This is a genomic window from Paenibacillus cellulositrophicus (assembly GCF_009363095.1).
Classification (GTDB): Bacteria; Bacillota; Bacilli; order Paenibacillales; family Paenibacillaceae; genus Paenibacillus_AQ; species Paenibacillus_AQ favisporus.
Window position 1 is genome coordinate 4,729,526 of record NZ_CP045295.1, and the last position, 21,679, is coordinate 4,751,204.

21 protein-coding genes and 2 riboswitches are annotated in these 21,679 nt (G+C 54.4%); of the genes, 19 read left to right on the plus strand and 2 right to left on the minus strand.

Annotation, left to right across the window (positions count from 1 at the left end; all coding sequences use genetic code 11):
- Positions 1-133: 133 nt before the first annotated feature.
- Positions 134-628 carry a glutathione peroxidase gene (locus tag GCU45_RS21405; RefSeq protein ID WP_089549985.1) on the minus strand — a complete coding sequence of 165 codons (495 nt, stop codon included), beginning with the start codon at positions 626-628 and terminating at the stop codon, positions 134-136.
- 310 nt (positions 629-938) lie between these two features.
- A riboswitch (cyclic di-AMP (ydaO/yuaA leader) is annotated at positions 939-1,149 on the plus strand.
- A gap of 121 nt (positions 1,150-1,270) precedes the next feature.
- A riboswitch (cyclic di-AMP (ydaO/yuaA leader) is annotated at positions 1,271-1,443 on the plus strand.
- A gap of 137 nt (positions 1,444-1,580) precedes the next feature.
- On the opposite strand from GCU45_RS21405, the gene GCU45_RS21410 reads away from it, so the two are divergent.
- The 5 genes from GCU45_RS21410 to kdpC all read left to right on the plus strand — a co-directional run bounded on the left by GCU45_RS21410 (position 1,581) and on the right by kdpC (position 6,666).
- The gene (locus GCU45_RS21410; protein ID WP_152400373.1) at positions 1,581-1,970 is read left to right on the plus strand and encodes a hypothetical protein; all 390 of its coding nucleotides are present in this window, start codon (positions 1,581-1,583) and stop codon (positions 1,968-1,970) included.
- A gap of 141 nt (positions 1,971-2,111) precedes the next feature.
- Positions 2,112-2,189, plus strand: a complete 78-nt coding sequence (gene kdpF, locus GCU45_RS34570; protein ID WP_354502751.1) for a K(+)-transporting ATPase subunit F — start codon at positions 2,112-2,114, stop codon at positions 2,187-2,189.
- Positions 2,190-2,259: 70 nt separating this feature from the next.
- Positions 2,260-3,939 (plus strand): potassium-transporting ATPase subunit KdpA, encoded by a 1,680-nt coding sequence (gene kdpA, locus GCU45_RS21420; RefSeq protein WP_152400375.1) that lies wholly within the window; start codon positions 2,260-2,262, stop codon positions 3,937-3,939.
- 16 nt (positions 3,940-3,955) lie between these two features.
- Positions 3,956-5,986, plus strand: a complete 2,031-nt coding sequence (gene kdpB, locus GCU45_RS21425) for a potassium-transporting ATPase subunit KdpB (protein ID WP_152400377.1) — start codon at positions 3,956-3,958, stop codon at positions 5,984-5,986.
- Between the two features lie 62 nt (positions 5,987-6,048).
- A complete protein-coding gene (kdpC, locus tag GCU45_RS21430; RefSeq protein ID WP_152400378.1) occupies positions 6,049-6,666 on the plus strand; it encodes a potassium-transporting ATPase subunit KdpC in 618 nt (205 codons plus the stop codon).
- 66 nt (positions 6,667-6,732) lie between these two features.
- Here the strand turns inward: kdpC and GCU45_RS21435 are convergent, their stop codons facing one another.
- The gene (locus GCU45_RS21435; protein ID WP_152400380.1) at positions 6,733-8,082 is read right to left on the minus strand and encodes an Nramp family divalent metal transporter; all 1,350 of its coding nucleotides are present in this window, start codon (positions 8,080-8,082) and stop codon (positions 6,733-6,735) included.
- 242 nt (positions 8,083-8,324) lie between these two features.
- On the opposite strand from GCU45_RS21435, the gene GCU45_RS21440 reads away from it, so the two are divergent.
- The 14 genes from GCU45_RS21440 (at position 8,325) to GCU45_RS21505 (ending at position 21,677) form a co-directional block, all read left to right on the plus strand.
- Positions 8,325-8,744 carry an organic hydroperoxide resistance protein gene (locus tag GCU45_RS21440; RefSeq protein ID WP_089549991.1) on the plus strand — a complete coding sequence of 140 codons (420 nt, stop codon included), beginning with the start codon at positions 8,325-8,327 and terminating at the stop codon, positions 8,742-8,744.
- A gap of 80 nt (positions 8,745-8,824) precedes the next feature.
- Positions 8,825-9,250 (plus strand): zinc ribbon domain-containing protein, encoded by a 426-nt coding sequence (locus GCU45_RS34250; protein WP_244364191.1) that lies wholly within the window; start codon positions 8,825-8,827, stop codon positions 9,248-9,250.
- A 180-nt stretch (positions 9,251-9,430) separates the two neighbouring features.
- Positions 9,431-9,709 carry a hypothetical protein gene (locus GCU45_RS21450; RefSeq protein WP_089549992.1) on the plus strand — a complete coding sequence of 93 codons (279 nt, stop codon included), beginning with the start codon at positions 9,431-9,433 and terminating at the stop codon, positions 9,707-9,709.
- 125 nt (positions 9,710-9,834) lie between these two features.
- Positions 9,835-10,257 (plus strand): thiol-disulfide oxidoreductase DCC family protein, encoded by a 423-nt coding sequence (locus GCU45_RS21455; protein WP_244364193.1) that lies wholly within the window; start codon positions 9,835-9,837, stop codon positions 10,255-10,257.
- Positions 10,258-10,434: 177 nt separating this feature from the next.
- Positions 10,435-11,598 (plus strand): P-loop NTPase family protein, encoded by a 1,164-nt coding sequence (locus GCU45_RS21460; protein ID WP_152400382.1) that lies wholly within the window; start codon positions 10,435-10,437, stop codon positions 11,596-11,598.
- Entirely contained in the window at positions 11,591-12,817 is a 1,227-nt protein-coding gene (locus tag GCU45_RS21465; RefSeq protein ID WP_152400384.1) for a TadA family conjugal transfer-associated ATPase, read from the plus strand. The genes GCU45_RS21460 and GCU45_RS21465 overlap by 8 nt, the downstream gene beginning before the upstream one ends.
- Positions 12,818-13,056: 239 nt before the next feature.
- Positions 13,057-13,836, plus strand: coding sequence for a type II secretion system F family protein (locus GCU45_RS21470; RefSeq protein ID WP_152403240.1), 780 nt, complete (start codon positions 13,057-13,059; stop codon positions 13,834-13,836).
- A gap of 13 nt (positions 13,837-13,849) precedes the next feature.
- Entirely contained in the window at positions 13,850-14,722 is an 873-nt protein-coding gene (locus GCU45_RS21475) for a type II secretion system F family protein (protein WP_152400385.1), read from the plus strand.
- 11 nt (positions 14,723-14,733) lie between these two features.
- A complete protein-coding gene (locus GCU45_RS21480; RefSeq protein WP_116231932.1) occupies positions 14,734-14,922 on the plus strand; it encodes a Flp1 family type IVb pilin in 189 nt (62 codons plus the stop codon).
- Positions 14,903-15,589, plus strand: coding sequence for a TadE family protein (locus GCU45_RS21485; RefSeq protein ID WP_280117421.1), 687 nt, complete (start codon positions 14,903-14,905; stop codon positions 15,587-15,589). Before GCU45_RS21480 ends, GCU45_RS21485 begins: the two co-directional genes overlap by 20 nt.
- Positions 15,590-15,611: 22 nt before the next feature.
- Positions 15,612-17,846 carry a TadE/TadG family type IV pilus assembly protein gene (locus tag GCU45_RS21490; RefSeq protein WP_152400388.1) on the plus strand — a complete coding sequence of 745 codons (2,235 nt, stop codon included), beginning with the start codon at positions 15,612-15,614 and terminating at the stop codon, positions 17,844-17,846.
- Positions 17,815-18,846 carry a TadE/TadG family type IV pilus assembly protein gene (locus GCU45_RS21495; protein WP_152400389.1) on the plus strand — a complete coding sequence of 344 codons (1,032 nt, stop codon included), beginning with the start codon at positions 17,815-17,817 and terminating at the stop codon, positions 18,844-18,846. Before GCU45_RS21490 ends, GCU45_RS21495 begins: the two co-directional genes overlap by 32 nt.
- A gap of 171 nt (positions 18,847-19,017) precedes the next feature.
- Positions 19,018-19,524 carry an A24 family peptidase gene (locus GCU45_RS21500; RefSeq protein WP_280117422.1) on the plus strand — a complete coding sequence of 169 codons (507 nt, stop codon included), beginning with the start codon at positions 19,018-19,020 and terminating at the stop codon, positions 19,522-19,524.
- A gap of 47 nt (positions 19,525-19,571) precedes the next feature.
- The gene (locus GCU45_RS21505) at positions 19,572-21,677 is read left to right on the plus strand and encodes a DUF6382 and FHA domain-containing protein (RefSeq protein ID WP_152400390.1); all 2,106 of its coding nucleotides are present in this window, start codon (positions 19,572-19,574) and stop codon (positions 21,675-21,677) included.
- Positions 21,678-21,679 lie beyond the last annotated feature (2 nt).

Here is a 21,679-nt window from a genome sequence, read left to right on the forward strand (position 1 = left end):
ACAGAAAGAAGCTTCCTTGGAGAAATCCAGGGAAGCTTTTTTTTTGCTTATTGCATTTTCGTATATTTCGGAGTCCCGCAAAGCAAGTGAATTCGATCGCAGCAAGTAGCGTTATTTTATGGGGCTAATTTGCCTATTCGCTTTTTCCGGATGCAAGCAGCTTGCGGATGTCGTTTTCGATTTTGTCGGGTGTCGTTTTGGGCGCGTAACGCTTGATGACCCTTCCCTTGGAATCGACCAGGAACTTGGTAAAGTTCCACTTGACCGCTTTGGATCCGAGCACACCTGGCGCTTCCCTGGTCAGGTATTGAAACAGTGGATGGGCGTTGCTGCCCTTGACGTCGATCTTCTCAAACATCGGGAACGTGACCCCGTAATTCATCTGGCAAAATTCGCCGATCTCCTCGCTGGTACCAGGCTCCTGATTGGCAAACTGGTTGCTCGGAAAACCGAGAATTTGAAAATGATGGTCGCGGAACTCGTCGTACAGCTCCTGCAGCCCGCGAAACTGCGGCGTAAATCCGCATTTGCTGGCCGTGTTCACGATCAGTAGCACGTCACCTTCATATTCCTTTAACGATACCTCTTTGCCGCGTAGCGTGTTTACCTGAAAATCATAGACGCTCACTGCCATCCTCCTCCTTTTGTGCTGCTATGAATCATCATCCAGCCGAAGCATTTACCAAGCACGCAATTTAATTTTAAACGATTGAACTGTAATGTCAATGTGGGTATTCCTGCGAGCCAGTGTCCCCGAATGTCCTGGTTTCCATAAACGCGCCAAATCGGGAGCATAAAAGAGGTAGAAGTCAAAAAGCCGAAATGTAAGCGCTAATAAGAGCCTGGATGTTCCAAAATTCGCTGTTCATGATTTTTAGACTGCCTTTACAGCTTGGAAGGAGCGGGTGTATGATTCAGAGCGTATTCAATACAGTTTCCATTACTAATCGCTGAGTTTCCGCAAAAAAGTGCGGAAATCGGGGGAACCAAACGCGTGCCATGGAGCAGCGAACCGGTGTGAGAGTCGGGGGTCTGCTGCCAGCCGCAGGGGTGAATCCCGGCTACGGATGCCATGGATCCGGCCGGGTAGAGCGACTCTCACCGCTCGAATCCGTCAGCTAACCTCGTAAGCGTCGTTTGAGAGAGGAATGATGAAACTTGCGACCCGAATAAACTTTCGGATCACAGGGGATCAGCTGGCCTCTGTGTTTTTTTTACCCTTTTTTAGCTTACTGGAACAAAAGAGAGCATTCATCACAATCACATACACTTATCAATAACGCTTAATTTCGGCCGGAAACGGCCGGGAGCGGGGGAACCACAGCGGCCGCCTGGAATGGAAGCCGCCGGGGTGAATCTTTCCGGTACGGTAAGTACCGGAAGGTAGGGCGACTCTCACGCCCGAATCCGACAGCTAACCTCGTCAGCGTAACGGGAGAGGCAGCACTTGTCGTGCGCATGTTGAATATAGGACGATCCTATTTATATTCGTCCACATTCAAGAAGCCGCGGGAAAGGTCCTTCTTTCCCTGCGGCTTCTTTTGCGTATTCGCGGCTGCCGCACAGGAGGAGCCTTTGAAATGGACAACGTCGTCATCGTGACCGCGCCGAACGAGGCGGGACGCAATTTTATCAAGCTGCTGATGTATTGGAAGAAGCCCTTTGCCGTTCTGACCAACAGTGCCCGGGAGGAACGCCTCTTGAGAAAAATGGGGGTGCAGCGGATCATCCGGCTGAATACGAATCACGCGGAGGATTGGGTGGTGCCCGAAATAGAGGTCGGCAAAATCTTTCTGTTTGAAAGCAGCCTCAACCTGACCTGCCGCTATTTGCAAATCTGCCGTCCCTGGACGTCGGAACCGGTATATGTCATTACGCAGAGGGGCAGCTCACCCGGCATTTACCGGGGGCTTGGTGCCGATCACATCATTTATACCTTAAACGGCGAAGTCGGATTTTTACTGAAATAAAGATGATTCTAACCATGCAAAGGAGAGACCGGAAACGATGATGGATGTATATATGATACTTGCACTCGCTGCCACTTATGGCGTGTTCTTGTTATTTCTTCATTGGTGCGGCCGAGTGGTGGAAGAAGGGGGCAAAGACCAATGATTGTCGTTGGGGCATTCGCCGTGCTTGTCTTTATCTATTTGGTTTACGCCTTGATCCATCCGGAAAAATTTTGACGGGGAATTTTAAATCTGTAAGCCTCAAGGGGCCAAAGCAGAACATGCTCGTAAGAGGGGGAAGCCAGCCTTGGATATTTTGCAAATTTGTATCGTGATTTTCGTGCTCCTGCTGCTCGTGAAGCCGGTAGGCACTTACGTATATCATATGTTCTCCAATGAACCGAATCGGACGGACCGGATCTTTGGCGGCGTGGAAAGAGTTCTATACCGGATCATCGGGCTGAAGCAGCGGGGCAGCATGAATTGGAAAAAGTACGCGCTCAGCATGATCGCAACCAATATCTTTCTGGTAGCGATCAGCTATATATTGCTGCGAACGATGGGCGCCCTTCCGGGCAACCCGAGCGGCATCGGCAATATGGAGGCGAGCCTGTCCTTCAACACGGTCATCAGCTTTATGACGAACACGAACCTCCAGCATTACAGCGGAGAGAGCGGCATGTCTTATTTTAGCCAAATGATCGTCATCACGATGATGATGTTTACCTCGGCCGCCTCGGGCCTGGCGATCGCGATTGCTTTTATGCGCGGCATCACCCGCAGGGGTGAGGGGCTCGGGAACTTCTTCGAGGATTTTATCAAGGCGCATGTCCGCCTGTTCGTGCCGCTCGCCCTCATCGTGACCCTGGTGCTGGTCGGACTCAAGGTGCCGCAGACGCTGGAGCCTATGCGGGCCGTGCAAACGCTGGGTGGCGGCGTGCAGCAGATTCCGCTGGGTCCTGTAGCCTCGCTGGAATCGATCAAACACCTCGGAACGAACGGGGGAGGTTTCTTCGGCGTCAACTCGGCCCATCCGTTCGAGAACCCGAGCCCGCTGACCAACGTGATCGAAATTCTCAGCATGTGGACGATTTCAGCGTCGCTGCCTTACACGTTCGGACGGTTCGCCCGGAACAAGAAGCAGGGCTGGATGATTTTCAGCGTCATGATGACGCTGTTCGTAGCGTTCCTGTGCCTGACGTATTTCTCGGAGAAAGCCGGCAACCCGCTGATCAACCAATTGGGAATCAACAGCTCGGCCGGCAGCATGGAAGGCAAGGAGGTGCGCTTTGGCATCGCGCAGTCCGCGTTGTTCACAACCGTTACCACCGCCGCAACGACGGGGTCGGTCAACAACATGCATGATACGCTGACGCCGCTGGGAGGACTTGCGCCCTTGGCCGAAATGATGCTGAACGTCGTGTTCGGCGGCAAGGGGGTCGGTTTCGTAAATATGATCATGTATGCAATCCTTGGCGTATTTATCTGCGGCCTGATGGTTGGCCGGACGCCGGAATTTCTGGGCCGGAAGATCGAAGCCCGGGAGATGAAGCTGATCGCGGTGGCGATTCTGATGCATCCCTTCATTATTCTTGCGCCGACGGCGATTTCGTTTATGACGCACCTGGGTACCGACGCCTTCTCCAATCCATCGTATCACAGCTTGAGCCAGTCGCTCTATGAGTTCACCTCCTCGGCGGCGAATAACGGCTCCGGGTTCGAGGGATTGGCGGACAATACCGTATTCTGGAACGTCAGCACCGGTCTGGTGATGCTCCTCGGCCGATATATTTCGATTATCGCGCTGCTCGCCGTTGCAGGTTCGCTGGCGGTGAAGCAGAAGGTCGCCGAGACCCCGGGCACCTTCCGGACCGACAACAAGCTGTTCGCCGGCATTTTGACCGGAACCGTGCTGCTGATCGGGGCGCTGACGTTCCTTCCGGTCCTCGTTTTGGGGCCGGTCGCCGAATTTTTAACACTTAACTAAAGAGGTGGAGCAAGTCATGAGCGGACAACGCAAAAGCATGCTGTCTGGCGGCATTGCCAAACAGGCGCTGAAAGACAGCTTTATGAAACTGAACCCGGCCGTGATGATGAAAAATCCGGTCATGTTCGTTGTGGAGGTCGGCACCTTTGTGGTGCTGCTGATGGTTCTTTTTCCCTCTTATTTTCATACCGAGGGACGGATAGGGTTTAATCTGACCGTGTTTCTGATATTGCTCTTCACCGTCCTGTTCGCGAATTTCGCGGAGGCGCTGGCGGAAGGCCGGGGCAAGGCCCAGGCCGATACTCTCAAGAAGAGTAAAAAAGACACGACGGCGAACAAAATCGTGGGCGGCGAGATCAAGGTCGTCAGCTCGGCCGAGCTGCGCAAAGGCGATGTCGTCATCGTCTCCCAGGGCGAGATGATCCCGGGTGACGGGGAAGTCATTGAAGGCCTGGCATCGGTGGACGAATCGGCGATTACCGGCGAATCGGCACCGGTGATCAAAGAAGCCGGCGGCGATTTCAGCTCGGTCACCGGGGGAACCCGCGTCGTCAGTGACCAAATCAAGGTGATGATCAAAAGCGATCCGGGCGAATCGTTCCTGGACCGGATGATATCCCTGGTCGAAGGGGCGGCGCGCCAGAAGACACCTAATGAAATTGCGCTTAACACGCTGCTTACAACACTAACGTTGATATTTCTGATTGTGGTCGTCACGCTGGCGCCAATTGCCAAGCATTTCGGCATTTCGCTGGATATCCCGGTGCTGATCTCCCTGCTCGTATGCCTCATTCCGACGACGATCGGCGGGCTGCTGTCCGCCATCGGCATCGCGGGCATGGACCGGGTTACGCAGTTCAACGTGCTGGCCATGTCGGGGAAAGCCGTCGAGGCATCCGGCGACATCAACACGATCATTTTGGATAAAACGGGTACGATTACCTTAGGTAACCGGATGGCGAGCCAGTTCATTCCGGTGGGGGACGCGGATTATGAGGAAACCGCCTATTGGGCAGCCGTCAGCTCGGTTAAAGACGAGACGCCGGAAGGCCGCTCCGTGCTGGAGCTGGTGAAGAAGCAGTCGATGGAGGTTCATCCGGAAGCGGCCGCCGCTGGAGAGTTTATCGAGTTCAAGGCGGAGACGCGGATGAGCGGCATCGACCTGGTGGATGGGCGGCATGTCCGTAAAGGGGCGGTGGACGCGGTGAAGCGCTGGGTGCAGGCCCAAGGTGGAAGTATTCCGGCGGATCTGGATATGGAATCCGATAAAATCGCGTCAGAAGGCGGTACGCCGCTGGCTGTCGCCGTGGACAGTCGTATTTACGGGTTGATTCACCTGAAGGATACGGTCAAACCCGGCATGAAGGAACGCTTTGACCAGCTCCGGCAAATGGGGATCAAGACGATCATGTGTACCGGCGACAACCCGCTGACCGCGGCTACGATCGCCCGGGAGGCGGGCGTCGATGACTTTATCGCCGAGAGCAAGCCGGAGGACAAAATCGCGGTCATCCGCCGCGAGCAGGCCGAGGGCAAGCTGGTCGCCATGACCGGCGACGGCACGAACGACGCGCCGGCGCTGGCTCAGGCTGACGTCGGGCTCGCGATGAACAGCGGCACGGCGGCCGCGAAGGAAGCGGCCAACATGGTAGACCTTGATTCCGATCCGACGAAGATCATCGAGGTCGTGGCCATCGGCAAGCAGCTGCTGATGACCCGCGGCGCGCTTACCACATTCAGCATCGCGAATGACGTGGCCAAATATTTTGCCATCATTCCCGCCATGTTCATGGCCGCGATTCCCGAAATGAACGTGCTGAACGTGATGAAGCTCGGCTCACCGCTTTCGGCGATCTTGAGCGCCTTGATTTTCAATGCGGTCATTATCCCGCTGCTCATCCCGCTGGCGATGAAAGGGGTGGCCTACAAGCCGATAAGCTCGTCGCGGCTGCTCAGCCGCAACCTGCTGATCTTTGGCCTTGGCGGCGTGATTGCGCCTTTTATCGGCATCAAGCTGATTGATCTGGTGGTTCATTTGTGGATTTAGATAGAATGAACTAAAGAAATGGATAAGCGATTGATAGATTATGAAAAAAGGGATGATACGATATGAAAACGACGGTGACGACGGCGGTCGGCGAAGAAAAGTGGAACGGTTCCTTGTGGGGTGTCGCGCTGCGCACGAGTCTGGTGCTGATCGTCCTATGCGGGATTGCGTATCCGCTGGTGAGCACCGGCCTGGCCCAGCTGATCTTCCCAAGCCAGGCGAGCGGCAGCATGCTAAAGGACAGCACAGGAAAGGTCGTGGGTTCCGAGCTGATTGGCCAGTCCTTTACGGACCCTTCCTTCTTCCAGGGGCGGGTTTCCAGCATTGATTACAAGGCAGAGGGTTCGGGATCGAACAACTATGCTCCGTCCAATCCCGAGCTGCTGAAGCGGGTTCAAGCCTCGATCGCGGATTGGCAAAAGAACAACCCGGACGTACCGGTCAGCGAGCTTCCGGTGGACCTGATCACCAACTCGGGCTCCGGGCTGGATCCCCATATTACACCCGAATCCGCGAAAGCCCAGGTACCGCGGATCAGCAAGCTGCGCGGCGTTTCGGCCGATGAGCTGAACCGCCTCGTTGAGCGGAACACGGAGGGGCGGGACCTCGGTGTATTCGGCGAAAAGCGGGTCAATGTGCTGAAGCTGAACCTGGCCCTGAGCGAGCTTGGCAAGTCCTGATATTTTAAAAAAGCCCCGTATCCATGGAATCCATGAGATACGGGGCTTTGATTGTATCCATCGCTATTAACCGAAAATGGTCTGAACCAGAAGGTACACGTTCAGGACAATGATAAATGCCGCCACGACCCAGGCCAATATTTTGACCCAAACCGGATTGACGAATTTGCCCATAAGCTTCTTGTCGCTAGTAAACTTGACCAGCGGAACCACCGCAAACGGCAGCTGGAGGGACAGGATGACCTGGCTCAGAATGAGCAGATCCTCGGTGCCGCTCTCGCCGTAGATGGCCGTCACGATGACCGCCGGGATGATGGCGATCATCCGGGTGATCAGCCGGCGCAGCCAGGACGGCAGCCGCAGGTTCAGGAAGCCCTCCATGACGATCTGTCCGGCGAGCGTGCCGGTCAGCGTCGAGTTCTGGCCCGATGCCAGCAGGGCGACGGCGAACAAAATGCTTCCGAGCGTCGTTCCGAGCAGCGGCGTCAGCAGATGGTACGCATCGCTGATGTCGGCGACCGTAGTCATCCCCGCCTTGTGGAATGTCGCCGCCGAGACGATCAGGATCGCCGCGTTGATGAACAGGGCAAGCGTCAGCGCAATCGTCGAATCCCACACGGAAAATTTGATGGCTTCCCGCTTGCCCTTGTCGGTGTTTTCGTACTGCCGGGTCTGCACGATCGATGAGTGAAGGTACAGGTTATGCGGCATAACGGTCGCGCCCAGGATGCCGATGGCGATATAGAGCTTCTGATGATCGGTCACCAGATCGGCCGTCGGGATGAACCCGGTGAGGATGCTGGCGGCATCTGGCTTGGAGAGCCACAGATCGATCCCGAAGCACAGTCCGATCGTCACGATCAGCACGATGACGAGCGTCTCGATCGCCCGAAAGCCCTTGTGCTGCAGCAGCAGCACGAGCAGGACGTCGAGGGCGGTGATCAGCACGCCGTACAGGATCGGAATCCCGAACAGCAGCTTCAGGGCGATCGCCGAACCGATGACTTCGGCCAGATCGCAGGCTGCGATGGCCAGTTCACACAGCACCCACAGACCGATGCTGACCGGCTTGCTGTAATGGCTGCGGCACGCCTGCGCCAGGTCGTGGCCTGTAACGATGCCGAGCTTGCTGCACAGCGACTGGAGCAGGACGGCCATCAGGTTCGACAGCAGGATCACGGCCAGCAGGGAATAGCCGAACTGGGATCCCCCGGCGATGTCCGTCGCCCAGTTTCCGGGATCCATATAGCCTACAGCAACCAGATATCCGGGGCCGACAAAGGCCAGAAATTTGCGAAAAGTCGAGGCGTTCACCGGGACTTTCATAGATTGGTTAACGTCAGACAGCGAAGTTCTTTCCTTCGGTTTCTCCCACGTATTGGACTTGGAAGGATGTATAATTTCGGTGTCTTTCATATGCATCACACCTTATTAAAATTATTGTAATGTAATAAATGTTCTACTATTCATTGTACTCATACAAATTTGTTTGTCTAGGGAAACTTTTGTGTGGTTGTACAATTATTTTTAGGACACACAAGAATGGGATACGCTCTTCTTTCTGAATAGCCATTACCCGAAGGATCCCGTTTCAATTTGGAAGGATCGCTTTAATTAATGAGGGTAGGGTCAAATTTCAGGAAAAGGAGTCGATGAAGATGAAAGCTCTATATACGGCAACGGCAACGGTCCATGGCGGCCGGGAGGGTTCGGTCGCATCCTCCGATGGTGTCCTGAAGCATGAACTCAGTATGCCCAAAGAATTAGGCGGAGCCGGCGGCAATGGAACCAACCCCGAGCAGCTGTTTGCAGCCGGGTACGGTGCCTGCTACGAAAGCGCACTGGCCAATGTGGCCCGCCAGGCCGGCGTGAAGTTGAATGATGTGGAAGTCACTTCCAACGTCATGATCGGCAAAGACGAGAGCGACGGCGGTTTCCGCCTTGCGGCCCGTCTCGATATCAAGCTGCCCGGGATCGAACGCGAACAAGCGGAAGAGCTTGCGAAAAAGGCGCATGAATTCTGCCCGTATTCCAAAGCCACGCGGGGGAATATCGATGTCGAGCTGAACGTTATTTAAATAATGCCAGGATGTATCCGAACGTCTATCGACGTACCTTCATAGAAAACTGGCCGCGTTTCGCGGAAGTTTTCCGTGCGATGATGGAATGGTTCAGTTCCGCTGAACTTTATCATCGTAACAAAAGCCGGGGGCTCACCACGTGGTGGCGGCTGCTTCCGGCTTTTTGTCGTATCATTTTCGGCATAACCTTATCCTTGGAACGATTTCCACCGCCCTGGCGTAAAATAGTTAGGCACCAAAGGAAAGGGGAGATCAGCTTGAGCATTAAGGACATCATTGAGGATCGTTTTGTTTGCGTTAAGTGCAAGGGGCGGATCTGCGACATCCGTGAGGTTTCCATGACGGGAGCCGGCCTCAGCAAGATGTTTGATATCCAGCATATCCATTATTTATTTGTTTCCTGCAAGCATTGCGGGAATGTCGAGGTGCTTAATCCCGATATTTTGGAAGGGAAAAGGAAAGATCAGCTTGGTACGATTCTGGATATTTTCTTTGGGAGTTAGGCATCCTTTATATTGAAGAGAAACAAAAGAGATCGGTACTGTAGAGACATATTGGGGCCAAATACATGAATTACATACCCTTCTTTGTTGACATGATATATAAAATTCATTTAATATGTCTAAGTACTTGTTACGTACTATTTGTCCGAGGCAAGAAAACTAAATAAACGGGTGATGCATATGTCTTACAGACCGATCATTACGAACGTCAGAGAAGCCAGCAGCAATGAAAAAAGCGGATTGTACGAATTCATTATCAACCTGGCTGACGGAACAGAGTGCCGTGCGTTCTATAACCGTTTTCCGGAATGGAAAATGACTAACATCAGCCGATTGCAGAAAACTCCTTGTCCTGTATGCCGCAAAGACTTTATTTGCAAGTGCATGGAGAGCTTTACAGGCGAGCTGGAACAGCAAATCGTTGAGAACCAATGGATTGATAAGGCGCTTGCCCACTAATATCATCCAGGAGATACAGGTGCGGGATTATGAATCCCGTGCTTTTTTCTATTTTCGGGGAGTAATAAGGTGGCTTGATTTACGAGGCAATAAGGAAGATACTGGAGGTAAGGGAGGGCTCGCCGATGACCATGCAGCAAGGAAGCGCAGGTAAGCCAAATGCCATTGTTCTGATTGACGGCGTCTGTCATTTATGCCAGGGGCTGACCAAGTTCATTCTCCAACGGGATCCGGCAGGAATATTCCATTTTGCCTCACTTCAGTCCGAGATCGGAGAGAAGCTGCTCCGGGAGGGCGGATTGCCAGTCGGAACCCTAAATACCGTCGTTCTGATTGAAAACGGACGCTATTATACGGAATCTGCTGCGGCTTTGCGGATTGTGCGGCGTTTAAAGCAGCCTTGGCCGCTTCTGTATGCTTTCATCGCTGTGCCTGCGCCGCTCCGGAACGTGATCTATCGCTGGGTCGCGCGCAACCGGTACCGCTGGTTTGGCAAGGAGGAAGCCTGCCTGCTGCCCACGCCAGAGATTAGGAACCGTTTTCTGTGAAAAATGAACCGTTACCGGATCGATTTTTTCATGTCAAAGTGTATTGTGTTTCCGGTCCGGATGTGATAAATTCTAAATTAAGTAAATACTTACCAATAACGGAAGCACCGTTTAACACCCGCCAGGCGGGTTGTTGGACGGTGCTTTTTTGCTGTCTGAAACAAGGAGGGATCATTCGTGATGGTACCATACCGAATTACGCTCGCGGTCAAGGAGGCGCAGTATCTGGAGGGTATCCTGCACTATGTTCACAGCAGCGAGTTTGGGGACAAGATGCACATATCCGGATTCACTAAATTGGACGCTTTTATGAAGTATATGGACGGCGAGGAGCTGCCCGACGCCGTCGTTGGGGAGGCAGCCTTCCTGGAACCCTGGCTTGCCGGGAAGAACGGCGATATACCGAACTGGATTTTGCTCGGACATGGGGAGGCCGCCTCTATACAAGGACCGGTGCTCCCCAAATATCAGCCCCTTCCAGAGTTGATGGCTTCCATCCTCGGCTTATGCCGGAGGGAAGGTCAGCGGCGTACGCTACCGGTGGCGGACGGAGAGGCCGTGACGATCGGCTTCGTCTCCGTTGTAGGCGGGAGCGGGAAGACGACGGCCGCCGTTAATATGGCCAAACAGCTGGGGGCGGCCGGCCTGTCGGTATTTTATATGAACCTGGAAACCGTGAACAGCAGCGGAATTTTTCCCAGGCAGGGGGGCGGTGCGGAGAGTGCCGAGGGGCTGCCCGAGATGCTGTATGAGCTGAAAGCGGCCCACGAGGAGAAGCATGTGCAGACGATGGTATCTCCGGAGCCGTACACCGTCCATCATCCAGGAATTCGTGCGGATTGGTTCAAACCCGTCACCAATTTGAAAGAGCTGGTTCAATTGGGTAAGGCCGATACGCGGAAGCTGCTGCAGAGCATCGCGGCAAGCGGCCGGTACGACGTGGTAATCGCCGACACGGATTCCGGGCCGAACGAACGCCTGGCCGCCGTCCTGGAAGGATGCCGCCACCTGGTCTGGCTGATGCTGGACGATATCACCAATCTGTACAAAAACGGCCAGTGGTTTGCGTTTATGGAGCGGAGCCAGCCGGAGCTGTTCGCCGAGCTTGCCGGAAAGAGCCGGTACGTGGTCAATCGGTTCACCGGTCAGCTGGCCAATCCGCTGCCCGCGTGCATTCCGGAGGTGGACGGCGTTCTGCCGTATATCCCTTCCTGGAAACAGAACAGCAACGAAGAGCTGCTGCTCAGCTCGCCGATCTACCAGCGGGATATCCTCAAGCTGTGCAAGTCCCTCTTGGGGGACTCATTCGTCAGTGGTTCAGGGGTGAGGGGATATGGATGAAGAGCTGTTCCGCGAGCTCCGTCAAGAAATCCGGTCCGGACTGGACGTGACTTCTGCGCTGGGCAACCGGGAGCTGATGCAGTATATCGAGCGGACGGTGTTCAGGAGACCTGAGCTTCGCGAGCTGACCGCGCAGGAGAAGCGCAGCCTGATCCGGCGGATCTTCGATTCGTTCCGCGGGCTCGACATTTTGCAGCCTTTGGTGGACAATCCTGCGATTACCGAAATTATGATCAACAGCCACGAGGATATTTTTATCGAGCAGGACGGCGTGGTGTCCCGGCTGCCGCTGAAGTTCGAATCGAGGTCGAGGCTTGAAGACATTATCCAGTCGATCGTTGCCGGCGTGAACCGCGTCGTCAACGAGTCTTCGCCGATCGTGGACGCCAGGCTGAAGGACGGCTCGCGGGTCAACATCGTCCTGCCGCCGGTTGCGCTGAAGGGGCCGACGATGACGATCCGGAAGTTCCCCGAATCGCCGATGACGATGCAGGACTTGATCGTCCGGAGAGCGCTGAGTCCGGAGGCGGCTGAGTTTCTGCAGCAGCTGGTGGTGGGGAAATACAACATCTTTATCAGCGGCGGGACGGGTTCTGGCAAAACGACGTTCCTCAATGCCCTGTCGCAATTCATCCCGCCGGACGAACGGGTGATCACGATTGAGGATTCGGCTGAGCTTCAGATTGTCACGGTCCCCAATCTGGTCGCTCTGGAGACCCGTAACGCGAACACGGAGGGGAGAGGGGAAATCGCCATCCGGGATCTGATCCGCTCCTCCCTTCGGATGCGTCCCAATCGGATCGTGGTCGGCGAGGTCCGGGGGAGCGAGGCGCTCGATATGCTGCAGGCGATGAACACCGGCCATGATGGAAGTTTATCAACCGGCCATGCGAACAACACGCGCGATATGATCAGCCGGCTGGAGACGATGGTGCTGAGCGGAGCGGATCTGCCTGTGCCTGTCGTCCGCCAGCAGATCAGCTCGGCGATCGATATTTTTGTCCATCTGTCCAGGATGCGCGACCGCACGCGGAAGGTCACTGAAATCAGCGAGGTGGCCGGGCTGGAGAACGGCGAGGTGGTCCTTAATCCGCTGTTCCGTTTTCGGGAGACGGGGGAGAAGGAAGGAAAGGTTGAAGGGGAGCTGGAGCCGACGGGAAACGGATTGATTCATGTAGCAAAGCTTCAGGCTGCCGGAATCGCCGCCGCAAAGAAGTGAAGCGGACATTTTAATTCAAATATGAAGAGATTGGGGTCGCAGGCTGCTTGATTCAGCATCAAATTTAAAGGCCTTAATAAACCAGTTGGGTACTGTCACTAAGGAGGGGAGGTGAAGCGATGTTACGTCACCAGGGAGGTGAAGCGAAGTTACACGAACAGCAGGGAACAGGGAGCAGCGGTAACCGGCGGGAGGCCGTTCCTCCCAAGAAGCCAGGTAGGGCGCTCGGGAGGCAAGGCATGGACGGATCTCCCCCACCAGAGGGTATAGGGCAGAAGCTTCCGGATTACCAGACTTATGAGCTGAACGGGCTCCAGCGTACGGCATGCATTGCTATTGGGGGCTTGTTATGCTTCGGAATTGGCTATTTGTTCTATCATCAATGGCTCGTAGCTATAATCATGGCATCCGGCGGATGGATCGTTCCGCGGTTTTGGAGGGCTCATCTTCTGGAGCGCCGGAGGACCGCGATGAATCTTCATTTTAAGCAGGCACTGTATTCGCTGTCTTCCTCCCTGTCTGCGGGCAAATCGGTGGAGAACGGTTTTAGGGAGGCTATTCAGGACCTGCGGATGCTCGACCCGGATGCGGAAAATGACCTGATTACCGAGCTGGGCATTATCTGCGCGCGGATGGAGTATGGCGAACCGGTCGAGGATGCGCTGAATGACTTCAGCCGCCGTGCGGCAATGGAGGATATTACGAATTTTGCGGATGTGTTCACGACGTGTAAGCGCACGGGCGGGGACCTTGTCGAGGTTGTGCGGCATACCTCAACTGTGATCGGCGAGAAGCTGGATATCAAACAGGAGATCTCGGTCATGATCGCCCAGAAAAAGTTTGAATCCAGAGCCTTGTTGGCTGCGCCTATCTTGATGCTGATGTTTATGAATTTTACGGCCGGAGACTATATGCAGCCGCTGTACAGCGGGATGGGCATCGTGATTTCGACAGGTGCATTGGCGGGACTGGCCGGGTGCCTGCTATGGATTATGAAAATGATGAATATCAAGGTGTGAACGGGGTGAAGTCATGAAATTATTGGCTGCCGTGATGTTGGCTCTGCTGGCGGGAGGTTGGGTGGTGCAGAACCAGCGCTGCGGCGACAAGTATAGGCGGTTGATGACATTGCCGATGGAAGGGATTCGGCTGAGAGCGGTGATGCGGCCCATGCTGTACATCATCGACCAGTACAAGCTGACTGCGCGTTTTCCGCTCTTCTTCTTCAGGCTTCAGCGCTCGATCCAGAAGATTTACGGGCAGCGGCACAGCGTGGAGATGACGCTCCTGTATGCCGGAGAGATGCTGTGTTACAGCTGGCTTATGCTGATGCTGGGCTGCCTGCTGACGCTTGCCGCCGGGGGGAACACGGGGCTTATTATTGGAGGGCTGCTGGCCATCCTTCTGCCGGCCGCGATCATTAAGGACCTGCACACGAAGGTTGATAAGCGGGACCAGGATATTACGATCGAGCTGGCGGAGCTGCTGAACAAGGTCGTCCTGCTCGTCGGAGCCGGCGAGACGGTGCAGAAGGCCATCACGCGATGCGCACGTCAGAAGGAAGCCCAAAGGGATCATCCGCTTTATAAGGAACTAATCCGGATGATCGATGATCTGGAAGGCGGATATTCCTTTCAGCAGTCGTTTGAGAATTTTAGCAAACGCTGTGCCGTGCAGGAGGTATCCGCGTTTACGACAGCCGTGCTGCTCAATTTGCGGCGAGGGGGCAGCGACTTTGCCATGGCTCTGAACGACTTGTCCCGGGGATTATGGGAGAAGCGCAAGGCCATTACCCGGACACGAGGAGAGCAAGCCTCGTCAAAGCTCGTTTTTCCAATGATGGTCATTTTTATGATCGTGATTGTGCTGGTGGGCACACCGGCTTTTATGATGATGAACATGTAGGAGGGGTATAAATGCTGACAATGATAAGACGAAGCGGCAAGAAATTATGGAAGGACGAGGAGGGGCTCGGAACGCTCGAAATGCTGCTGATTATCGTCGTGATCCTCATTATCGCGCTTCTGTTTAAGAAGCAAATTATGGAGCTTATCAACAAACTGCTGGCTAACGTCAACAAAAAAAGTGAAGAATTTACGAGCTAGGTTAAAAGAATGCGAGGGGAGCTTTACGCTGGAAGCCTCCCTCGTCATGCCGATCGTTCTGTTCACGACGATGATTCTGCTGTTTCTGTCCCTGTATATGTATCAGCAGAGCATGCTGCATCAAGCGGCGTCTGCAGCCGCGGAGCGCACGGCCTACAGCTGGGATAACAGCCATAAAGAAGCGCTTGACGGCTCGGTGCCGGTCAACCAGTATGATTCGCTGTATTGGCGAATGACAGACGATCAATGGCTTGGTGCGTTGTTTGGCTGGGCAGGAGCCGAAAACTCACAGACGGTACCTGTTCCAAGTACCTCTTCCACGCAAGGGGCGCTGACGGCGATCAAGCTGAGCAAAACCGGCTCGGCGATTCCGGCGGGCATGCAGGGGGATATGACCTATAAAAATGCTCTGCTGCAGCGGAAAGTAACCGCCAGCTTGAACCAAATGATCTCCCTCCGGCCGCTCGATGCCATGCTGGACGAAGGGAGCGAGCTTCGAACCTCCGGGAGTTCATTGGTCGTGGATCCGGTAGAATTTATCCGCAGCATCCATCTGATGAGATACTACGGCTCGAAGTTCAAGAAGAATGATGCTGGTGAAGGGATGGATCGAGGCAGCGCGGCTGGGGTGCTGCAGCAGCTTCAAGCTTCCGGAAGCCAGCCTTAGGACCCGAGAGGAGGATTGGCGGGTGTTCGGTAAGAGACGCTCGGAAAGTGGCTCGGTATCCATCTTTCTTATTGGGGTTTTGGCCATGATTTTTGCGTTTGTCGCATTATTTATCGACTACGCCCGGATCGCGGCGATGAAGGCGCAGAGCGAGCGGTTGGTCCGTGCGGCGGTCCGGTCGGTCATGTCGTCGTACGACCCTGAACTGCAGGAAAGGTATGGACTTTTTGCACACGGCAGCACGAGCGGCGATCAAATTATGGCTGGCGTGCTTAACAGCACGATGGACAAGGGAGACCGCAGCGATCGGTTTGATCTGCTTCCGCTTCAGTTGGACACCTCATCGCTCAAGATGGAACGGATGCTGGGGGAGTATGACATTTTTAATAGGGAAGTCAGCGAGGAGATGAAGTATAAAGCGCCCATCGACTTTTCCCTGGAACTTGTCAGCAGGTTCAAGCCGCTGTCCGAATCCATGAAGGAAGCCTCGGATACGGTGGATGTCCTGGGCAAGCTGCAGAAGCTGTATGACAAGCGCGAGGAGGCCCTCGATCAGATGCTTGCGGCCCAGAGAAAGGCCGGTCAAAGCCTGAAGGAGGCTCCGGGTTTGATCATGAGCCCTGCCGGTGGGGCGATTCCGGACCAATCGCTCGGTTCTTCGGAAGTGGTCACCACGGCCGACATTGCCGCACAATATGAGGACTACGTAGACAAGGTCAATCAGGATGCAAACCGTGGCGAAGACGAAGAGGAACAGTACAGCTCGGAAATCCGGGAGTATAACCGCAGCTCAGGAAAGGTCATTTCCCGCCTGCAGGGAATCCAGTCCTCGGCGGCCAAGAGCCATGCAAAGGAACTCCAGAATGCCCTGGAGTACTGGGAGGAGGCCCGGAGCAGCAACGATAAGATGAAGGAAGTGATTGCAGAAGCCGGAAACCGCGGCGGGACCGAAGGCTACGATCAGGTCGGGAGCGCCATCATCCCGGGGGCGGCACCGGAAGCATCCGGAAGTGATCCAGCGGCGATTCATGGCATCCGGGACGGCATAGACCAACTGCTGCTGTCTGATAGTCTGCTTCAGGAACTGAATGATGTAATTAAGACCCAAAAGCAGGATTATAGTGCATTTAACAACCGGTTATCTACCCTTTTATCTTCCCTTGCCGAGTCTTCCGGGGTTCAGGGAAGCAGTGGGCGCATGAAAAATGAGGTGATCCGGGGAGTAAGCGCCGCTGACCGTTATGTCCATGATTACGCCGTGTCAGGCAGCGGGAATAAGCTCGACCGGGTAGCAGGTCAGCTGCAGGAGCATCGGGGATCCGACAAGGAAAGGAAAGAAAAAGAGAAACAGAGCAAGGCCAAGCTGTCCGAAGCAGCGGGCATTTTGGAAAGCATTAATAAGCTGGACCAGAAAGTGAAGCAGCACAATGAGGAATACCAGGAGCTTCAGCAGTATTACGACGATAGCTTGACCTTTAATAAGGAAGACGCAGGCAGCGAGTACAAGGGGACCGATCTTGATCATGACCCCTATGATGCGGGCAAATCGGCCATGAAGCAGACGGACTCGGTGTATGGATCCATGGCGGGGATGATGTCGGGCATCAAGGATGAACTGTTCCAGAACGAATATGCAGCGCTGTATTTTACCCATTTTGATCTTGGACTGCTGAAAGATGCGGCGGCAAGCCCGGGAAGCCGGCTTGGGGATGCGGTTGCCGATGAGATGAGCGTAAGCCATCAAGAGCTGGAGTATATCGTGTACGGCTTCCATAACCCGGTGGGTAATGTGTCAGCGGCCTATGCCGAAATTTTTGCGGCACGGCTGGCGGTTCGGACCATGGAGGGGCTCGTGAAGAACAGCAAACTGGGAAATCCTCTGCTCGTTCTAGCTGCAGCGCTGCTGTACGGAGTAGAGATGGCCATGGCCGACATGGTGAAGCTCTGCAGGGAAGGATCCGTAGAGCTGTCCAGTTACGTCAAGATTCAAATGACATACCGCGACTACTTGAGATTGTTCCTGCTGATCCACAGCGACAATGAGAAGAAAATGTCCAGAATGCTGGCGCTGATTCGTCTGAATACGGGAATTAATCCCGCCGAACGAGCCACGTATGCGTCAGGAGAAGTCCGGATCGGAATGAGGCTGTGGTTTCTTCCCGGCGTGATCCAAATGGCGGGTTATGCCGGAGGCAGTCCGGATAACGTGGAAGGAAACCGTTACTATGTTACGAAAAAAGCGGATTTTGCTTATTGATCGGCTGCACCGCATGAATTGGGGGAGAGCTTCTGCTTTCGCCAAGGCGTTTCCGAAGCGGGGGAAGCGGGAGCTGGGCAGCATCGTCCTGGAAGCCTCATTGGTGCTGCCCGTCTTTTTGTTCTTCGTCATTTTTCTGATTTATATCGTGCAGATGACACTCATTTCTACGGCGCTGCAGAGCACCGTTTCGGATACCGTCAAGCTGGTATCTTCCCACATTTATCCGGTGGCTTTGGCCATCCAGCCGGAAGCATCCGCAGGGACGGGAAACGAATCCAAGGAGCGTGACTCCGGGAGCTGGTCGGTTCCCGAGCTGTCGCTAAGCGATTGGGCTTCCCAATATACGGGGGCTCTTCCGTCTCCCCTGAAGGAATGGACGAATGAGGCAGTGGGGCGGGCCGAAGCCCCGCTCCAGGATTTAAAAAATCAGACGGCAGAGGCGGTGCTCGATCCGGTGGTCAAACCGATATTGAAGCCACAAATGCAAAGCCATTTTCTAAGCTACGAGCGAATTCATGTTTCCAATATTCAAATCCCTGACCTCAAGAACAGGACGGATCCATACTTTGGCATTGAAGTGAGCTACGAGCTACCGATAAAGGTCCCTTTTATCAATAGAAAAATCGTGATTCAGGCCAAAGCACAGGAACGCCTGTGGATCGGCGCCACTGATGAAGAAGGCTTTGGAGAGGGAGAAGGGGATGTTGATGGACGCACATCCATCAGCATTTTATCCAAACCAGATCCCGCGTATGTCGGCAAAAAGGCCAAGGTGCGCGCCAAGATCGCTCCAAACGGATCGGCAAATTTATCCGTGTTTTATAAAAGCGGCCAAAGCACCGCCAAATACTTGGGGGAAAAGCAGGCGGACGCGGACGGAACCATCGAGTGGGAATGGTGGGTCGGACCTAACACGACACCCGGAACCTGGCCCTTCGTCATTACGACTTCGGACGGCCAGCGGCTGGAGGTTATGTTTACCGTCGTAAAGGGATAGCTCATACCTCAAATGGTGTGGTTTTACCTCAATTGGTGTACTAGCCTCGTTTGGGTCGTGAAAAACCTCTTTTGGCCTGCTTAACCTCATGTGTCCGATACCTTACCGTAATTACGGTAACAGTTAGTTTAGTTCAACTACATAAAGAAGGGGAAAGGAGGCGGTTGTACCGTGAATCCAGCTATATACGGATGTGCAGTGCTGATTGCCGCTGCTTTTGTGACCGATATCCGGACGATGAAAATCCCGAATAAGCTAAATTTCAGCGCAATTATCGCGGGGATAACCTTCCACGGAATTTGGGACGGCTGGTCCGGGCTCGCGTTTGCAGGGAAAGGGATGGCTGTCGGATTCCTGGTGCTGCTCGTCATGTACTGGATGGGCGCGGTCGGAGCCGGTGATGTGAAGCTGTTTGCCGGGATCGGTGCCTGGATGGGCGCTCTGTTTGCGGTTCAGTGCGTGGTTTATTCGGTCATCTTTGCGGGAATTATCGGGCTGTTGATCTCCTTGTGGAGGAGGGACGCAATGAAGCGACTGCGCCAAGCCGCGGGAAGCCTGTCCGGATTTTTTGTATTAAGGAGTCTGACCAGCTTGAGGGGAAATCGGAAAGAGCAGCTTCATTTTCCGTTTATGCTCGCCGTGCTGCCTGGCTTTATATGCGCGTGCATGTATTTATGATTCTCGTGTTTACGAAGTGATAAGTTCCTACAGATGGTTTTTTGGAGGTGAACACCGGTTTGGAGTCCCTGACGCGTGACTTTATTCAACGTGACGGAACCTTTATGGTCATTGGCCCTGCTGAAGGGTACCGTCCCGACGAATTAAACAATATAGAGTTATCTATGATTTCGGCCTCCCGGATTGCCAGATTTCTTCCGCTGCGCCTGAAGGAGATGGATCTCCGGGTAACGCTCCAGTATGACATTACAGGCAAGAAGATGCTGTCCCATATGCTGAGGGGAGAGAGGCTCAGCATGCCGGATTATTACGGGCTTTTGTGCCAGGTGGCCGGGACGCTGGAAGAGAGCAAGTCTTACATGCTGCAGCCGGATAAGTATGTGCTGGACGAGGATTACATCTTCATTGACGGGTCCTTGCACTCGGGAACGCTTTATTTTACCTATGTTCCACTGGAGGAGCCGTTTCAGGACAAGCCGCTGCGAATCCGATTGAAGGAATTAGTCACCCGGCTGATGGCCACGGTCCAGGAGCTAAAGGGAAACGGTGTTCAAAGACTGCTTCAATTCACCGGAGGCGAGGACTTTTCGGTCTCCGGCTTTAAAAAGCTCCTGCTCGAACTGTTAACCGCCGAGGAGGATGATGGACATGGATATGCTGACCATCCGGGAGGCGGCCAGCCGTTAGAAGGGTATCGAAATCATTTTCAGCAGGCTGACAGGCAAGGGTTGCCAGGTGGCAGTCGTGTGCCGGGAAAAGGAATAAGAGAAGCAGAAGATTCTGCAGCGGGCAGCGTGGCACCGTTTCATAAGGCAAGAACGAATGCCCGGGCAGCCGAAGGGGATCGGCCGCGGTCCGTACCACTGAAGCAGGAAGACCGCCCAGGCCTCGAAAGGGACTCCTTTCCGGGAGTGGGCGGGCTTCAGGAAGCGTTTGACCATTGGAACCGGAATCCGGACCGTGACGATGTCTTATACGCAAACGATGAGCGGGAAGCAAACGGAAAGTCTGGTGGAAAGATTTATATTGCTTTGGGATGTCTATTATGTGCCGCCGTCATCTGGCGGATGATTTATATGCCGAAACCCACGACAAGCTCGCTGCTGATCAGTATCTTATTGACGATTCTGCTTGGTGCGGCGGCTTGGCTTAGCTGGTCTGGAAAGCTAAAGCTGGGCCGTTCTGCGCAGCAAGTGCTGGAAGGGGAAATCCCGGATTTCGGATCGGGTGAAATCGATGATGATCGTCATTCGGCTTCACGAAAGAGAATCCCACGGTTTCAGGTGGAGCAGCTGACCGGCTGGTTCGGCAAAGGCAGCAGACGAAAGGATTGCGATGATGACGATCACGGAACAGATGATGTGGAACCGGATTGGAAGTGGAAGTTTTCGCAGGATTTACTTGCAGCATCAACAGGTATTGAGCTGAAGGGAGGAGGGCAGAGGACAAGCGAGACAAGTTGGCCAAGCTACTCGGCGGTAGGCTCTAACAATAAGGGGCTAGGACTGGGGAGCGGAGTTGGGATCGGACAGGAAGGACGGGATGGTCGGGAAGATAGGGAAGATAGGGAAGATCGGGAAGGTCGGGAAGGTCGGGAAACTCCGGCCGACCGGGAACATTATTCGGACATCCGGCAGCGTCTGTGGAGCCATCTCGAGGCTACCCATGCAGCCGGGGTTGAACGTGCGGCTAACGAGCATGCTGGATCGGATGGAAGCGCCGGGCACGATTTCCGTTTGAAGGAAGAACAGGCTATGTCCGGCACCGGACGAAGTAATGCGACTGTACTTCTATCTGCGCCTGTGGATGGTGCTGCCGGAGGGAAGAGCCATCGCTCCGGCAGTCCCGGCTATTATTTGATTCGCGAAGGGGAGCAGGGGCGCCCCTCTGAACGGATCGAGCTGAAGCTGCCGCACTTCGTGATCGGAAGGTCGGAAGAGGTTGCCCAGTATGTAGAATCCTCCACAGGCACCTCACGCGCGCATGTCGAGCTGGCCAGAAGCGAGGACGGCGGCTACCTGATCAAGGATCTGGGCTCCCGCAACGGAACCAAGCTGCATGGAGAGCTTATGGTGCCCTACAAGGAGTATCCGCTGAAGGACGGGGACACTTTTACTATCATCAGCGGAGTCTATACGTTCAAGGTATCCTGAGA

Coding starts and splice junctions, on each gene's coding strand:
- GCU45_RS21410 (WP_152400373.1), top strand. CDS start 1,581: ATGGACAACGTCGTCATCGTGACCGCGCCGAACGAGGCGGGACGCAAT.
- kdpF (WP_354502751.1), top strand. CDS start 2,112: ATGATTGTCGTTGGGGCATTCGCCGTGCTTGTCTTTATCTATTTGGTT.
- kdpB (WP_152400377.1), top strand. CDS start 3,956: ATGAGCGGACAACGCAAAAGCATGCTGTCTGGCGGCATTGCCAAACAG.
- kdpC (WP_152400378.1), top strand. CDS start 6,049: ATGAAAACGACGGTGACGACGGCGGTCGGCGAAGAAAAGTGGAACGGT.
- GCU45_RS21435 (WP_152400380.1), bottom strand. CDS start 8,082: ATGAAAGACACCGAAATTATACATCCTTCCAAGTCCAATACGTGGGAG.
- GCU45_RS21440 (WP_089549991.1), top strand. CDS start 8,325: ATGAAAGCTCTATATACGGCAACGGCAACGGTCCATGGCGGCCGGGAG.
- GCU45_RS34250 (WP_244364191.1), top strand. CDS start 8,825: ATGATGGAATGGTTCAGTTCCGCTGAACTTTATCATCGTAACAAAAGC.
- GCU45_RS21450 (WP_089549992.1), top strand. CDS start 9,431: ATGTCTTACAGACCGATCATTACGAACGTCAGAGAAGCCAGCAGCAAT.
- GCU45_RS21455 (WP_244364193.1), top strand. CDS start 9,835: ATGACCATGCAGCAAGGAAGCGCAGGTAAGCCAAATGCCATTGTTCTG.
- GCU45_RS21465 (WP_152400384.1), top strand. CDS start 11,591: ATGGATGAAGAGCTGTTCCGCGAGCTCCGTCAAGAAATCCGGTCCGGA.
- GCU45_RS21470 (WP_152403240.1), top strand. CDS start 13,057: ATGGACGGATCTCCCCCACCAGAGGGTATAGGGCAGAAGCTTCCGGAT.
- GCU45_RS21475 (WP_152400385.1), top strand. CDS start 13,850: ATGAAATTATTGGCTGCCGTGATGTTGGCTCTGCTGGCGGGAGGTTGG.
- GCU45_RS21480 (WP_116231932.1), top strand. CDS start 14,734: ATGCTGACAATGATAAGACGAAGCGGCAAGAAATTATGGAAGGACGAG.
- GCU45_RS21495 (WP_152400389.1), top strand. CDS start 17,815: ATGTTACGAAAAAAGCGGATTTTGCTTATTGATCGGCTGCACCGCATG.